At 42.0% G+C, this 14,889-nt stretch carries 16 protein-coding genes; 7 read left to right on the top strand and 9 right to left on the bottom strand.

The features are described from left to right. Positions 1-288: 288 nt before the first annotated feature. The 6 genes from LPA49_RS07080 to LPA49_RS07060 are packed head-to-tail and all read left to right on the top strand — an operon-like array spanning position 289 to position 3,467. Positions 289-483, top strand: a complete 195-nt coding sequence (locus LPA49_RS07080) for a hypothetical protein (RefSeq protein ID WP_141687270.1) — start codon at positions 289-291, stop codon at positions 481-483. Positions 484-507: 24 nt separating this feature from the next. Beyond that, on the top strand, positions 508-1,248 hold the full coding sequence (locus LPA49_RS07075; protein ID WP_230236167.1) for a hypothetical protein: 741 nt from the start codon (positions 508-510) through the stop codon (positions 1,246-1,248). Continuing rightward, positions 1,235-1,993 (top strand): hypothetical protein, encoded by a 759-nt coding sequence (locus LPA49_RS07070; protein WP_065979600.1) that lies wholly within the window; start codon positions 1,235-1,237, stop codon positions 1,991-1,993. Before LPA49_RS07075 ends, LPA49_RS07070 begins: the two co-directional genes overlap by 14 nt. After that, the gene (locus LPA49_RS07065) at positions 1,980-2,738 is read left to right on the top strand and encodes a hypothetical protein (protein ID WP_230236165.1); all 759 of its coding nucleotides are present in this window, start codon (positions 1,980-1,982) and stop codon (positions 2,736-2,738) included. Before LPA49_RS07070 ends, LPA49_RS07065 begins: the two co-directional genes overlap by 14 nt. Next, the gene (locus tag LPA49_RS22320) at positions 2,725-2,859 is read left to right on the top strand and encodes a hypothetical protein (RefSeq protein ID WP_268260725.1); all 135 of its coding nucleotides are present in this window, start codon (positions 2,725-2,727) and stop codon (positions 2,857-2,859) included. The genes LPA49_RS07065 and LPA49_RS22320 overlap by 14 nt, the downstream gene beginning before the upstream one ends. Further along, positions 2,853-3,467 (top strand): hypothetical protein, encoded by a 615-nt coding sequence (locus LPA49_RS07060; RefSeq protein WP_065979599.1) that lies wholly within the window; start codon positions 2,853-2,855, stop codon positions 3,465-3,467. Before LPA49_RS22320 ends, LPA49_RS07060 begins: the two co-directional genes overlap by 7 nt. Before the next feature lie 52 nt (positions 3,468-3,519). Here LPA49_RS07060 and der read toward each other — a convergent pair whose 3' ends face one another. The 9 genes from der to ndk form a co-directional block, all read right to left on the bottom strand. Next, a complete protein-coding gene (gene der / locus LPA49_RS07055) occupies positions 3,520-4,989 on the bottom strand; it encodes a ribosome biogenesis GTPase Der (RefSeq protein WP_036972413.1) in 1,470 nt (489 codons plus the stop codon). 75 nt (positions 4,990-5,064) lie between these two features. Beyond that, a complete protein-coding gene (gene bamB, locus LPA49_RS07050) occupies positions 5,065-6,243 on the bottom strand; it encodes an outer membrane protein assembly factor BamB (RefSeq protein ID WP_036972412.1) in 1,179 nt (392 codons plus the stop codon). A gap of 9 nt (positions 6,244-6,252) precedes the next feature. Beyond that, complete coding sequence (locus tag LPA49_RS07045; RefSeq protein ID WP_036972411.1) at positions 6,253-6,873, bottom strand: tetratricopeptide repeat protein; 621 nt, start codon at positions 6,871-6,873, stop codon at positions 6,253-6,255. 24 nt (positions 6,874-6,897) lie between these two features. Beyond that, a complete protein-coding gene (hisS, locus tag LPA49_RS07040) occupies positions 6,898-8,172 on the bottom strand; it encodes a histidine--tRNA ligase (RefSeq protein ID WP_230236164.1) in 1,275 nt (424 codons plus the stop codon). A gap of 132 nt (positions 8,173-8,304) precedes the next feature. Next, positions 8,305-9,423, bottom strand: coding sequence for a flavodoxin-dependent (E)-4-hydroxy-3-methylbut-2-enyl-diphosphate synthase (gene ispG, locus LPA49_RS07035; RefSeq protein WP_075593184.1), 1,119 nt, complete (start codon positions 9,421-9,423; stop codon positions 8,305-8,307). A 5-nt stretch (positions 9,424-9,428) separates the two neighbouring features. Next, positions 9,429-10,286 (bottom strand): RodZ domain-containing protein, encoded by an 858-nt coding sequence (locus tag LPA49_RS07030; RefSeq protein ID WP_075593185.1) that lies wholly within the window; start codon positions 10,284-10,286, stop codon positions 9,429-9,431. Next, positions 10,283-12,193, bottom strand: a complete 1,911-nt coding sequence (gene pilW / locus LPA49_RS07025; protein WP_230236162.1) for a type IV pilus biogenesis/stability protein PilW — start codon at positions 12,191-12,193, stop codon at positions 10,283-10,285. Before pilW ends, LPA49_RS07030 begins: the two co-directional genes overlap by 4 nt. 113 nt (positions 12,194-12,306) lie before the next feature. Further along, positions 12,307-13,437: a bifunctional tRNA (adenosine(37)-C2)-methyltransferase TrmG/ribosomal RNA large subunit methyltransferase RlmN gene (locus LPA49_RS07020; RefSeq protein ID WP_036972406.1), complete on the bottom strand. Its 1,131-nt coding sequence runs from the start codon at positions 13,435-13,437 to the stop codon at positions 12,307-12,309. 172 nt (positions 13,438-13,609) lie between these two features. Then, positions 13,610-14,041 (bottom strand): nucleoside-diphosphate kinase, encoded by a 432-nt coding sequence (gene ndk / locus LPA49_RS07015; RefSeq protein ID WP_036972405.1) that lies wholly within the window; start codon positions 14,039-14,041, stop codon positions 13,610-13,612. 242 nt (positions 14,042-14,283) lie between these two features. Here ndk and LPA49_RS07010 point away from each other — a divergent pair, with 242 nt between their 5' ends. Then, on the top strand, positions 14,284-14,880 hold the full coding sequence (locus LPA49_RS07010; RefSeq protein WP_036972404.1) for a hypothetical protein: 597 nt from the start codon (positions 14,284-14,286) through the stop codon (positions 14,878-14,880). Positions 14,881-14,889 lie beyond the last annotated feature (9 nt).

Below are 14,889 nucleotides of genomic sequence, written 5' to 3'. Positions count from 1 at the left end.
AAATTACTCGCTGTTAATTTAAATGATGTCAATCAAATAGAGTCTGAAATAGAAGATCTTAGAACGTAAGCTGGTTATGGTTTAAGTTATATTCAAAATTTAGTTATACAGCTCAATAATGTTGAGACTAATCTAAATAAAGAACGTGTGTTAAACAATGAAAAAATTTCTTATCTTTATTTTATTTTGAAAAATAAACTGGCCTTATTAAGGCATGTAAATGAGAGTCGTTTATATGGTGTTCTTAATCAATAGCTAATAATGTTAATGGTAGGTACAAATAAAAGCATGACTCGCTATGAAAGAGATGAAGCGCTTGGTTATATTTTAAAAAACAATAAAGCTGATTTATTAAAAGAGTTAGGGCTATTGTTTGATACAGACAACGGCCTTGTTTTATCGCCTGAACTGGTGCAACTTGCAAATATTTATAGCTACCAAATTAGTGGCAGTGCCGACAACCCCATTATTAGCGCTAAATAATTATTAAAATAGAAGGTTAATAGTGTGAAAAATTTAGTAATGTACTGTGTGCTACTGGCGTGTTTTTTGACATCAGGCTGTGATTTTTTATTTGATAAAGCACATGGCTATCGCGGGCCCATTGTTGTGACGATTGAAACAGAAGATGGCTCAGTGCCAGAATTCCCTTTTTTGATAAAGTCGGCCTATTCGGAGTCGTGTGGTCACAGTAGTTGTGGTATTGAATTTGGTTATAAATATTTTAAAACTGCCTATGCTAATGAGCCAATTACCTTCCCTCGTGAGCGTTTGGATTTATTACAGCCCAACGCCTATGCATCGATTGAGTTTACGGTTACCCATCCTAATTATCACCAAGGCGGATTTCCGCGAGGTTTTGGGCCTACCGATGCTGATGATCCTATTCATATTACGTTTACCGTTAAGCCGTTTGCTGAACAAATGAAAAAAGTAGCTGGCTGGGCGACTGCCCCTAAACAAGACATGCAAAACTTTACACCTGATAGCAGGGAATATAAAAAAGCAGACATTAGGTATCGCCAAGCGCGCTTTAATTTGGGGGCGATGATTAAAAGGCACATTACGGTGATCAAAACTATGTACTTACCCCATTTTTCAAAACGTATGCAACAACGCGTAATTGAAAAGTATCAACCGATTTTTAGAGCGTGGTATTACGGTGTACCCGAAACGGATTGTTGGAACAAAATGACTTGCCAAGAACATATTTTAAAGCCAAGGGAAGCTGAATATGAAGGATTATAAGCGTAAAACTGCACTGCAATTTTACTGTGTGCTACTGGCGTGTTTTTTGACAACAAGTTGCACTACGGTATTCGATAAGGCTCATGGCTATCGTGGGCCTATTGTTGTGACGATTGAAACAGAGGATGGCTCAGTGCCAGAATTCCCTTTTTTGATAGAGTCCGTGTACACAGAGTCATGCGGTCACAGTAGTTGTGGCATAGACTCCGGTTATAGATACTTTAAAACCACGCATGCTAATGAGCCAATTACCTTCCCACGGGAGCGTTTGGATTTATTACAGCCCAACGCCTATGCAACAATTCTTTTTAAGGTTACTCATCCTAATTATCACTACAATGTATTTACGCGAGGCTTTGGGCCTACCGATGCTGATGATCCTATTCATATCACGTTTACCGTTAAGCCGTTTACTGAACAAATGAAAAAAGTAGCTGGCTGGGCGACTGGCCCTAAGCAAGACATGCAAAACTTTACACCTGATAGCAGGGAATATAAAGAAGCAGACATTCTGTATCGCCAAGCGCGCTTTAATTTAGGAGATATGATCACAAGGCACATTACGGTGATCAAAACTATGTACTTACCTCATTTTTCAAAACGTATGCAACAACGTGTAATTGAAAAGTATCAACCGATTTTTAGAGCGTGGTATTACGGCGTACCTGAAACGGATTGTTGGGATATGGTTGACTGTAGAAAGCAAATTTTAAAACCAAGGAAGGCTAAGTATGAAGGATTATAAGCGTAAAGCTGCACTGCAATTTTACTGTGTGCTACTGGCGTGTTTTTTGACATTAGGCTGTGATTTTTTATTTGATAAAGCACATGGTTATCGCGGGCCCATTGTTGTGACGATTGAAACAGAAGATGGCTCAGTGCCAGAATTTCCTTTTTTAATAGAGTCGGGCTATTCGGAATCGTGTGGTCACAGTAGTTGTGGTATTGAATTTGGTTATAAATATTTTAAAACTGCCTATGCTAATGAGCCAATTACCTTCCCTCGTGAGCGTTTGGATTTATTACAGCCCAACGCCTTTGCATCGATTGAGTTTACGGTTACCCATCCTAATTATCACCAAGGCGGATTTCCGCGAGGTTTTGGGCCTACCGATGCTGATGATCCTATTCATATCACGTTTACCGTTAAGCCGTTTGCTGAACAAATGAATAAAGTAGCTGGGTGGGCGACTGCCCCTAAACAAGACATGCAAAACTTTACACCTGATAGCAGGGAATATAAAAAAGCAGACATTAGGTATCGCCAAGCGCGCTTTAATTTGGGGGCGACGATTACAAGGCACATTACGGTGATCAAAACTATGTACTTACCCCATTTTTCAAAACGTATGCAACAACGGGTAATTGAAAAGTATCAACCGATTTTTAGAGCGTGGTATTACGGCGTACCTGAAACGGATTGTTGGGATATGGTTGACTGTAGAAAGCAAATTTTAAAACCAAGGAAGGCTAAGTATGAAGGATTATAAGCGTAAAGCTGCACTGCTTTTTGGGGCGGTAATGGTATTTAATTGTGCAGCGCACGATACCAATACCAGCCCAATACCAGCCACCCACGTATTACAGAAGCAATTTATTTTTCAATGCTAGGCCTAGATAAAGAAAGCTTTTCTTACTACCAGCTATATCAAACCCACCCAGGTTATGTCACTAAGCTTGTGGGGGATGCGCACCCAATAAAATTTTTTTTAATTTCAAAAAATACTGAAAATGGCTACTTAATCCAGGTCATCGATAAAAAAAATATAATTACTCAGTCAATAACGACGGATAATACTGTAACAATAGACACGATAAATTACTTAAGAATTTTAGCCGATGGGGGAGTTCTCCAGATCATTCATCCAATAGAAAAAAAGGAAATATATACACCTAAATTTTTAGATTTTATTACTCATAAGATTGATATACAGCTGAGTTGTTGGTGCGCTGATGAAACATACCCAGAGGAACAAGATTTATCTTTAGTTTATCTCCACTTTGTTGATTTAAAAGAACAATATATTAAGAATGTAGATGTTGTTAGTCGGAGAAAGGCTATTGAAGGAAGGAGTCGAGCACTTTATTCTCTCGTTGCCGTCGCAAGCTCTAGTGTCAATGAATCAAGGAAGCTACATAAGAGCCAAGTAAGTCAAATGAAAAAAGAGATGGGGAAGATAATAGGTGATTTATATGTTGATCAAAGCTTAAGTTACTAGTAAAAACCTTGTAGGCAAATGCGTACAAGGTTTTTTCATGACCGAATAAAGTTTATGACTTATTGCGGTTTTCTTTCGCAAATGCACGTATTTTACGTTTTTGCGATAAGGTCACTTTATTGGTGCGGCCTGCGTATGGGTTATCACCTTCTCTAAATTCAATTTTGATAGGTGTGCCCATGATATTCAATGCTTTACGATAGTAGTTCATTAGGTAGCGTTTATAGCTATCAGGTAAGTCATGAACTTGGTTACCGTGAATAACGATACGTGGTGGGTTATAACCACCGGCATGCGCATATTTAAGCTTAACACGACGGCCACGAACGAGAGGTGGCTGATGATCCGCTTGAGCCATGTCCATGATACGACGTAGCATTGCAGTACTAATACGCTTAGTCGCAGACTCATATGCTTCATCAACTGATTCAAATAAGTGACCCACACCGGTGCCGTGTAACGCAGAGATAAAGTGTAAACGTGCAAAGTCAATAAAGCCTAAACGACGGTCAAGCTCAGATTTGATTCGCTCTTTAACGTAATCGTCTAAGCCGTCCCATTTGTTTACGGCTACAACGAGCGAACGACCTGCATTTAAGGCAAACCCTAATAAGCTTAAGTCTTGATCTGAAATGCCTTCGCGAGCATCAACAACCAGTAATACAACGTTTGCATCCTCAATAGCTTGCAGCGTTTTGATAACAGAAAATTTCTCAACAACGTCGCTTACTTTTTTACGCTTACGAACACCAGCGGTATCAATAAGGATGTACTCTTTGTCATTACGCGTCATCGGAATGTAGATAGAGTCGCGTGTAGTACCTGGCATATCGTAAACGATAACGCGTTCTTCACCTAAAATACGGTTAGTCAGCGTAGACTTACCCACATTTGGGCGACCAATGATTGCGAGTTTTACAGGTTTATCTGCAAATGCTTGTTGGTTCTCTTCGCTGTCGTCGTCTTCACTGTAAAGATCAATTAATTCGTCATCACTTTCTTCAACGTCATCGTTTTGTGCAGCCATTTCAGCGATAACTGGTTGAAGTGTTGTTTCAAGTAACTGCGTAATACCACGACCGTGAGCCGCGGCAATGTGGTGAATATCACCCAAGCTTAATTGAAAAAACTCTGCACAGTATGAGTCAGCATCAATACCATCTACTTTGTTTGCGACAACAAAGCATTTCTTTTGCTGTTTACGTAGGTGATTAGCAATTGCTTGGTCTGCGGCTGTCATGCCTGCGCGCGCATCAACTAAAAATAATACGATATCGGCTTCTTCAATCGCGAGTAACGATTGCTCGGCCATTTCAGTTTCGATACCTTGCTCAGAGCCGTCAATACCGCCCGTGTCTACCACGATAAATTCATAGCCATCATAGTCAGCTTGGCCATATTTTCTATCTCGTGTTAAGCCTGGAAAATCGGCAACGAGGGCGTCACGAGTACGTGTTAAACGGTTAAATAATGTGGATTTGCCCACATTGGGTCGCCCAACAAGAGCGATCACGGGAAGCATAAACTACCTCTTTAAAAAACAACAAAAGGCTTCGCCAAGCGAAGCCTTAGAAAAATAACGTTTACTATTAGTAAGTTAGTCTGGAATTTTAACCGCGCTAACTTCACCATCTCGGGTGTATAAAATTAACTTGTCACCGGCAACAACAGGCTCAATAAAGAAACCTGAGCTGTCAAAGTCTTCACGCGATACAAGCTCGCCCGACTCTTTATCTAACCAGTGTAGGTTACCTTCTTGGTCACCCAATGCTAAATATTTTCCAGCAACTGTTGGGCCTGTTAAGTACCAGCCACGTAGAGCAGGTTGACTCCAACGTTCAATACCAGACACTTTATCTAAGCCGTATACCACACCGTTGCTGTCAACAATATAGATATATTGACTGTCCATCGATAAATCACGGTAGCTGCTGTACTCACGTTTCCATACAACATTACCAGAACGAATATCCACGGCTGCTAAGTTACCATTATAGGCGATAGCATAAGCATATGGGCCGCTAATTAAAGCTTGTGTATCGACATCAACTAAACGCTCAAACTCAGAAGCCCCTTTTGGTGACGCAATTTCAGCGCTCCAAGCAGAATAACCGTTTTCTGAAATTAATACGTTGAGCTTGCCTGTTTCAAGGCCTATTAATACCCCACCATTCGCAACCGTTGGTGAGCTTTGGCCACGCAGTGTTAGTGGCGGTACTTCTTGCTCATAACGCCAGCGTTCTTCACCTGTGTCTGGGTGAATGGCCAGTAATTTACCAGAACCCAAATTAACGAATATTAGGCCATCGCCCGCAGCTGGTTTTGAAAGTACTTCGCCCGGCACTGTTTTGCGCCAAATAATTTCACCCGTTTCGCGGTCAAGAGCAGTTAAATAGCCGTGCTCAGAACCAACGAATATTTTACCATAGGCTTGTAAAATACCGCCTGATAATTTAGCGCTCTCAGATGTTTCCCAAGGCCAAAAAGCGGGGTTTTCACGTACATCGGTATGCCAAAGAGTATCGCCATTTTCAAGCGATAAGGCTTCTACTTCACCTTCACGGTTGGCAACATACACAACGTCGTTATATACCGCTGGAGTGAGGCGAGAAAAATAGTGCTGAACACCATCACCAATCGACTCTTGCCAAACAACCTTTGTTTCAAACTGATTAACAATTTCTGGTAATACTAATTCATCTTCGTCATCACTTGAAGAACACCCTGTTAGGGTCGCAATACACAGAGCAAGTGTTGCCGCTGTTAACTTCTTCATCTTAACCCCTTATGCCGCTGGGCTAGTTTGTGCTAAGTCATCAAGTTTAATTTGTAATAACGGGTTATTTTCAAGGCCACCTTTATCAGCCGCAGCTTGATATTGGCTGCGCGCTTGGTCTTTGTCACCTTGTGCTGCAAACACATCGCCTTTTAATTCCGCAACCGTTGCAGCAAATGATTCTGGTAACGTTGAGTTTAATGTTGCTAATGCTTGCTCATACTGCTTTTGTGCAAGATGAACACGAGCAAGACGCGTTGCAGCTGTGGCTTTTAACTCGGTGTTTTTCTCGTGCGTGATAATCCAATTAAGTTTTTCACTTGCCGCATCAAGATCATTTTTTTCTACGGCTTCTTTAGCTGCAACGAAAGCAACTAAGGTACTGTAGCTTGATTCATTATTATCTTTGATAAACGTTTCTGCTTTGTCTAGCACGGCACCGCTATCAACAAGTTGAGTGAATGAGTCTGATGCATTTTCAGCACTGGTGATTTGGTGTTGATTATATGCTTTCCAGCCATACAAACCACCTAGGCCTGCGATAATACCCACTGCCAGTGCGACACCGTTTTCACGAAAAAAGCGTTTAATCGCTTCTGCTTGTTGTTCTTCTGTTGAATAAATTTCCATGCTTACCTCTGTTGCTAACTGAACTTAAATAAGTTCAGCTAGTAGCGTTTTCGCTTCTTCTAGTTTTAAGGTGACTTGTTCTTTACGCTCACGTAAATATTTTACAGTCACAACGCCTTGTTCTAATTCATCTTCGCCGATAATGAGCGCAACTAATGCATCGCTTTTATCAGCGCGTTTTAATTGCTTTTTAAAATTGCCGCCGCCAGCGTGAACCATCACTCGAAGACCCGCCACATCTTTGCGAAGTTGAGCTGCGATGATAGGCGCTTGAATACTGGCTTTGTCGCCCATGGCTGCCAAATATACATCAGCACTGCGACGAATGTCACCTACACATTCTAATGCTTGTAGTAGCAGAACTAAACGTTCAAGACCCATTGCAAAACCAACGGCTGGGCTTGCTTTACCACCTAGTTGCTCAACTAGGCCGTCGTAGCGACCACCGGCACATACGGTTCCTTGTGCGCCCAGACTATCTGTCACCCACTCAAAAACTGTGCGGTTGTAATAGTCAAGGCCACGTACAAGCTTTTCGTTTACCGTGTATTCGACGCCAGCTGCGTCTAAACGTTCACATAAATTTTCAAAATGTTCTTTTGATTCAGCATCTAAATGCTCAGACAGCTTTGGCGCATCAGTTAAGATTGCTTGTACATCTGGATTTTTACTGTCTAAAACACGTAATGGGTTAGAATACATGCGACGTTTTGAGTCTTCATCTAGCACATCAACATGTTGCTCTAAGTAGGCAACAAGGGCATCGCGATAGTCAGCACGTGCTTCATTAGAGCCTAATGAGTTAAGCTCTAGACGAACGTGTTCGCTAATACCAAATTCTTTCCATAATTGGGCTGTAAGCAAAATAACTTCTGCATCAATATCGGCAGTGGCAATGCCGAATGTTTCTAAACCAAATTGGTGGAATTGGCGATAACGGCCTTTTTGTGGACGTTCATGGCGGAACATCGGTCCCATGTACCATAAACGTTGCTCTTGATTGTACAGTAAGCCATTTTGGTTACCTGCACGTACACACACCGCGGTTCCTTCAGGGCGAAGTGTTAGGTTATCGCCATTACGGTCAGCAAATGTGTACATTTCTTTTTCAACGATATCAGTAACTTCACCAATAGAGCGTTTAAATAGATCGGTTGACTCAACAATTGGAAAACGAATTTCTTGATAACCAAACGATGAAACGGTATCACGTAAGATATTTTCTACTTTCTGCCAAATCTGCGTGTCGCCTGGCAGACAATCGTTCATACCACGAACTGCCTGAATTTGTTTTGCCACTGATAAATCCTAAATACTGTACTTGCGTAAATAATCATTACGCATCAAGAAAACTAAAAATTGACCCGCTATTATAACGTCTGAGCGGTAAAGGTAAACGGCAAACCGCTGGGTTTGCCGACTATATTCGTATTATTCAACTATTTTGATGTCGATTGGCGTTTCTTTCTCTTTTTTAGCGATAAAGTCGCGCACATAGCCTTCGAGCTGGTCAACAATGTTGTCGTTATCGATACGTGCTTTTTGACGCTCGCCATTAATGTAAAGGCCTGAACGACGGTTTGCACCCGCAAGGCCAATATCACTCACGAGGGCTTCACCGGGACCATTAACCACACACCCAATGACAGACACTGACATGGGTTCAACAACGTCTTCAAGGCGTTCTTCGAGTTGGTTCATCGTGCTAACAACATCAAACTCTTGACGCGAACAGCTTGGACACGCAATAAAGTTGATACCACGCGAGCGAATACGCAACGATTTTAATATATCGAAGCCAACTTTGATCTCTTGCACTGGATCAGCCGCAAGTGACACACGTAATGTGTCGCCAATACCTTCGGCAAGCAGCATACCTAAACCCACAGCTGACTTGACTGAGCCAGAACGCATACCGCCAGCTTCCGTAATACCTAAATGCAGAGGCTGATCAATTTCTTTGGCAAGGAGTCGGTACGCACCGACTGCTAAGAATACGTCTGATGCTTTAACCGAGACTTTAAATTGATCAAAGTCTAAACGTTGCAAAATCTCAACATGGCGCATTGCTGATTCCAGTAATGCTTCGGGCGTTGGCTCGCCGTATTTCTCTTGTAAATCGCGCTCTAATGAGCCGCCATTTACACCAATACGAATAGGAATCTTGTGTTCGCGTGCAGAGTCTACCACTGCACGAATACGTTCTTCACTGCCAATATTACCTGGGTTGATACGTAAACAATCTGCGCCATACTGCGCTACTTTTAGTGCAATGCGGTAGTCAAAGTGAATATCAGTCACCAGTGGAATAGTGACCTGTTCTTTTATGCTTTTAAATGCTTCAGCCGCTTCCATGGTAGGCACTGAAACACGAACGATATCGGCTCCAGCGTCTTGAATGGCTTGAATTTGTGCAACCGTCGCATCGACATCTAATGTGTTGGTGTTAGTCATCGACTGAACAGCAATCGGTGCACCATCACCAATGGGGACATTGCCTACGTTAATGCGTGTCGATTTTCTGCGTTTAATAGGAGATTCTGAAAACATTGCGGTTACTCTGATAACGGTAAAGTAAATTTAGCTAATCGGTTTTTGGCAAAATGTGAGGTGTCGACAGGTTGACCTTCAAACGTAATATCAACCATTTGGTGTTTGCCTAGCACGACATTAAATGGCTGTGGACCTGTGACAGTCATGACGTAGCCGGCTTTTTTTACGCCAAATGCTACGCGGTCACCGTTGCCATCGTGAATTTCAACCCAGCTGTCTTCATTAAAGTGCATGACAATGGTGCTTTGTTCAGGATCGCTTGAGCTTGCTTGCTCTGGTGTCACAGGTGGTGTTGTCGCAGAGGCTGGTTCAGACTCTGCAACAGCTAAATCAGTACTGATTGGTGCTGCACTTTCAGTGTGTTCTTGGCCAACGGGAGGCTCTTGAACAGGGGACGAAAGTTCACTTGTTTCAAGTTGATTTGGCTGAATTGTCTTAATGGGCTCTTCAATCGCTGGTGCGCTATTTTGCCACCACCAAAAAACAGACGAGCCAATGATCACAGCTAAAATAAAGTAGCTGAACAACATTAAGCGGCTGTCATGTGCTTCTTTTTCAGTACGACGAGAGAAACTTTGCATTTTTGACTTTTTCGCAGGTTCTATCTGCTCAGGCAGTAATGCAAGCATTGCTTGACTGTCAATTTTAAGCTCTCGGCAATAACTTTTAATATAGCCTTTAACAAACGTGGCAGGGCCAAGTAACTCGTGTTCGTCGTTTTCTAGTCTCTGTAATTGTAAAACAGATAATTTTAATGCTCCGGCAAGTTGCTCAAGGCTCACTCCCGCATTTTCGCGGTGCTTTTTTAGCGCTTGGCCGAGCGTTTCTTGCGGTTGTTCTAACGTGTTTTCTTCATTCATAATGCGTATGAGTCTGGGTCTACCAATAAGAGTCTATGCCCAGGTTTTAGGGCTACATCTGGGCTCAATTTGTTCCAGCGCATTAATTGATCGATCAATACGCTATGCTGGGTGGCTATGCCATAAAGAGTATCGCCAGCGTTAATGTCATGGTAAATGTGCGGATCATTTAAATAGATTTTTGTGCCGTTTTGCACACGATCCGATTCTTTTAAGCCATTCCATTGCAAAATCTTCTGTAGTTTAACATTGTATCGCACCGAAATGCTAAATAGGTTTTCACCATTTTGAATAACATGGTAAGGAATATTTAATGCGGCGACACTGGGGTTCAGCATGGGCAGTTGTAATTGCTCTGTGCTGACGCTGTAGCGCGTGTTACTTGTTTGCGCAGAACGAGAAGAACGGGTGTTAAATACATCGGCATCTTTTTCTGCTTCGTAAAAAACCACGGTGCCAGTGTCTTTTTTCACAGCGTTTGTAGATGGCTCAATTTGCTGTTTTATTTCAGGTGTTTGTGGAGCACCAAATGAAACAATTTTTACGTCATCACTGTTTGTTTGTGTGGGCTCAACTGCTGGCGTTGTGGTTTGTGATGAACCAAGTGCATTCACGACTGCTGAGGTATCGTTAGCCACCGCGGTTTTTACTACTGGGCGTGATGACACGGTGGTAAAACCGCCTATTTTAGGCTGCGTTTTCTGTACGGTTGCCACTGGCTGTTGTTTAGGTGCCGTGACTGCGGCCTCTTCTTCGACTGCGGCCTTTTCTTCCACTGCGGCAACGTGCTCAATATCAGCTTGCGCAACTTCAACAGATTTTACTTCTGGTAATGAGTCTGCGGGCGTTGGCATGGTTGCCACAGGTTGTGTGTCTGTTGGTTCTGCAGCGACAGACACCGCTGCTGATTCTTCAGTTGCGACAGGTTTAATTGTCGCGACAGGTTCTATTGTTGTGTTTGCAGCTACTGTTGTGCTCGCCGAACTTGCTTGTTGTGGCTTAGGCGGTGCTTTTTTCTTTACGATACGGATTTTTGGCTGATCTTTACTTACCGACGAGTAATCGCTTGAAATGAGCAGCTCTTCTAACTGAGAAAGGCGGTATTTTTCTCGTAAAATCTCAAATTCAGTGCTCTTTAACTGCTGAGAGGAGATGGCTTTAGCTTCACTTGAGCCGGGGTAAGTTTGTAAAATAATGGCCGCCGTGGTTTCTGCTTTTTCAATGTGGCCCATGCGTTGTTGAATAAGGTAACTTAGCATTAAAGCGCGAGGAGTGACACGGCCTGTAGATTCAAATTGTTCCACGACTTCCTGTGCTTTATGTAAGTCGCTTTTAGCATAATATAAACCTGCAAGGTTTATTAATGATGATGGGCGTTGTGAGCTGTGGCTTAATGCTGATTTAAAATATTTTTCAGCATTTTCAAAATCATTAAACTCAACGGCGCATAACGCTAAGTTTTCGTAACTTTCGGCTACACGAATATAGCTTGGAATCGCAATGGCTTTAAGGAGTTCTTCTGCGGCGCGGTCATATTCACCGATACCACATAAAAAGACCCCATAGTTATTTAAGGTATTAGGATCGTCGGGATCAAGTTTTAATGCTTGTTGATAGGCCCTGTCGGCCAACTCATTTTCATCAACTTGCTGATAATAATATGCCAGAGAATAGTGTACTTCAGGTAGTTGTGGTGCGAAGTCAGCTGCACGCTCCAAATTATACTTTGCTTGCGAGTTATTGCCTGTTTTTAAGTACTGTAAAGCAAGGGCTATACGAGTACGCGCGGCACCAGTATTATTGATTTTATTTTCAACAACAGGTTTGTTACTTCCGTTGTAGCTGTTTTCTGTGACACACCCAGCTAATGCTAAAGCACTAACAGTTATGGCAAGTAAAGATCGCATTACCTAATCTCTTGTTTGATTCCGTATGCCTATCTTACCGAAAAGCCTTTGTCTTGCATCTATTATTTTAAAAATAAGCTGCTTAACACAAAGGCTTGTCTTGGATTTAACGATTATGCTTGATGAATATTAACAGCAATTGCGTTGTCATCGCGCATTTTCTTTTTCGCTAAACGCTTTGTTCTGTCAACCACATCGCCCACTAATTGACCGCAGGCTGCATCAATATCGTCACCACGAGTACGTCGAACAATACAGGTAATGCCTGCCGCTTGTAGTACTTTAGAAAAACGGTCAATACGGCTATTACTTGAGCGACCATATTCGTTGCCAGGGAATGGGTTAAACGGAATAAGGTTTACTTTAGACGGTGTCCCTTTTAATGTTTTAACCAGTTCATGGGCTTGGTCGGTGCTGTCGTTAATGCCTTGCAACATGACGTACTCAATAGTGACATCTTTATTTGCTTTTGAGCCATCGATGTAACGACGACACGCCGCTAAAAACTCTTCAATTGGGTACTTTTTATTGATAGGCACTAGCACGTCACGCAGCTCGTTGTTTGGCGCGTGAAGAGAGATGGCCAACGCAACGTCGATTTTTTCTTTTAGTAAATCAAGAGCAGGAACAACACCAGATGTGCTCAGTGTAACGCGACGCTTTGATAGACCAAAACCCCAGTCATCCATCATCAGTTCCATTGCTGGCACAACATTCTTAAGGTTTAAAAGTGGCTCACCCATACCCATCATTACAACATTAGTAACAGGGCGTTTGGTGCTATCGCCATCAAGGCCAATATCTTTAGCAACACGCCATACTTGGCCAATAATTTCAGATACCGTTAGGTTACGGTTAAAGCCTTGCTGCGCTGTTGAGCAGAAAGTACATTCTAGCGCACAGCCTACTTGTGACGATACACATAAGGTTGCACGGTCTTTTTCAGGGATCCACACAGCTTCAACTTCTTGGCCACCTTGTAGCAATAAGGCATATTTAATTGTGCCATCACTTGCTACTTGTTTTACTGAGATCTCGGGTGCAACAATTTCACATTCAGCTTTAAGCTTTTCTTTTAACTTTTTATTGACGTTGCTCATGTCGTCAAAATTATCTACACCAAAATGATAAATCCATTTCATCACCTGATCGCCACGGAACGGCTTTTCGCCGAAGGATACAAAAAGCTCACGCATTGCATCTCGGTTTAAATCTAATAAATTAATCTTTTTTTCTGTGGTCATGAAACAACCTCAATCAGTGACGGTGGTATAAGTATTTAGGGTGCGCGATTGTATATTATTTAATCGACTTAGTCATTAGCTAAACAGACGAATAATAAGCTTAGCTAATGACTAAAAAAGGGCTCGAAAGCCCTTTTTCTTCTGCATCACAGACTTAGCTGTGAACTCGATATTAACGAGTACGTGGGCAGATTTCTTCGTCAGCGAAGAAGTATGCGATTTCACGTGCAGCTGATTCAACAGCGTCTGAACCGTGAACAGCATTTTCGTCGATGCTGTCAGCGTAGTCAGCACGTAATGTACCTGCTAGCGCTTCAGCTGGGTTAGTAGCACCCATGATTTCACGGTTTTTAAGTACAGCGTTCTCACCTTCAAGAACAGTAACCATTACTGGACCAGATGTCATGAACTCAACTAAAGCACCGAAGAAAGGACGCTCGCTGTGCTCAGCGTAGAAACCTTCAGCTTTTTCTTTTGAAAGGTGAACCATTTTAGCTGCAACGATCTTAAGACCTGCAGTTTCGAAACGGTTGTAGATAGCGCCGATGTGGTTTTTAGCAACTGCATCAGGTTTTACGATTGAAAAAGTACGCTCTAAAGCCATCTTTGTGCTCCAATAATTTTATATATAAAAGGTTAAATATTAACGGGCGCGAATTATACGCGCTTTACGCTAAAATTCCTAATTTTATTAAATAGAGCATAGATGGCATTTTTATGATCCTTTTGGCGATTGCCCTAAAAGGCTGCCTTTAATTCAATTATGACTGCAAAGTTGTTACTGCAGAGGGATTTTGAGCTATCATTTTCAGCAAGGAAAATAGAGTACTAAAATAAGGAAAAACAATGAAAAAACTTCTTTTAATAGGTTTACTTGCTAGTGTTTTAGCTGGCTGTAATTCAGATTCAAATGATGAATTAACATGTCCGCCTTCACCTGTAGCTATCGATATTGCTAACTACGCTGTGGTAGCTGAACAGGATAGCGCAAATACACTTACACCCATTGCCTTTGACACCTATAAAATCAAGCTAAGCGGAATGGGTGACGGTGTTTATCAAGACGGTAACGAACCAGATCCTAATAAAGAATACGCTGATTGCCCAGTGGCGGCTGTGGTGCTTGGCAGTATTAATAGCATTACTGCAATTAATGTTTATTCAAGCGCCGATTATAGCAGCGAACTAACGGCTGGTATGAGCTTGAATAGTATCTTCAATGTCACAGAGATGTATGTGAATGACTTTGACTACTTTAATGAGGGAGGCTATGCCAGTGTCGCTGATTTTGCTGACATATTACCTACTACAGCACCTGTGTTTATTGAACTAAAACCAAATCAAGCGCCTGAACTGCAAAGCAGTCATATTTTTTATATAGATATTTATTTTGCAAATGGTAAAACGTTCACACTCGAAACAGAAGAAGTTGCGCTTTTTTAGGCAATCATA

Source organism: Pseudoalteromonas sp. MB41, assembly GCF_020966275.1.
GTDB lineage: Bacteria > Pseudomonadota > Gammaproteobacteria > Enterobacterales > Alteromonadaceae > Pseudoalteromonas > Pseudoalteromonas lipolytica.
The sequence above is the reverse complement of the archived record's forward strand: the minus strand, read 5'-3'. Positions and strand labels throughout refer to the sequence as shown.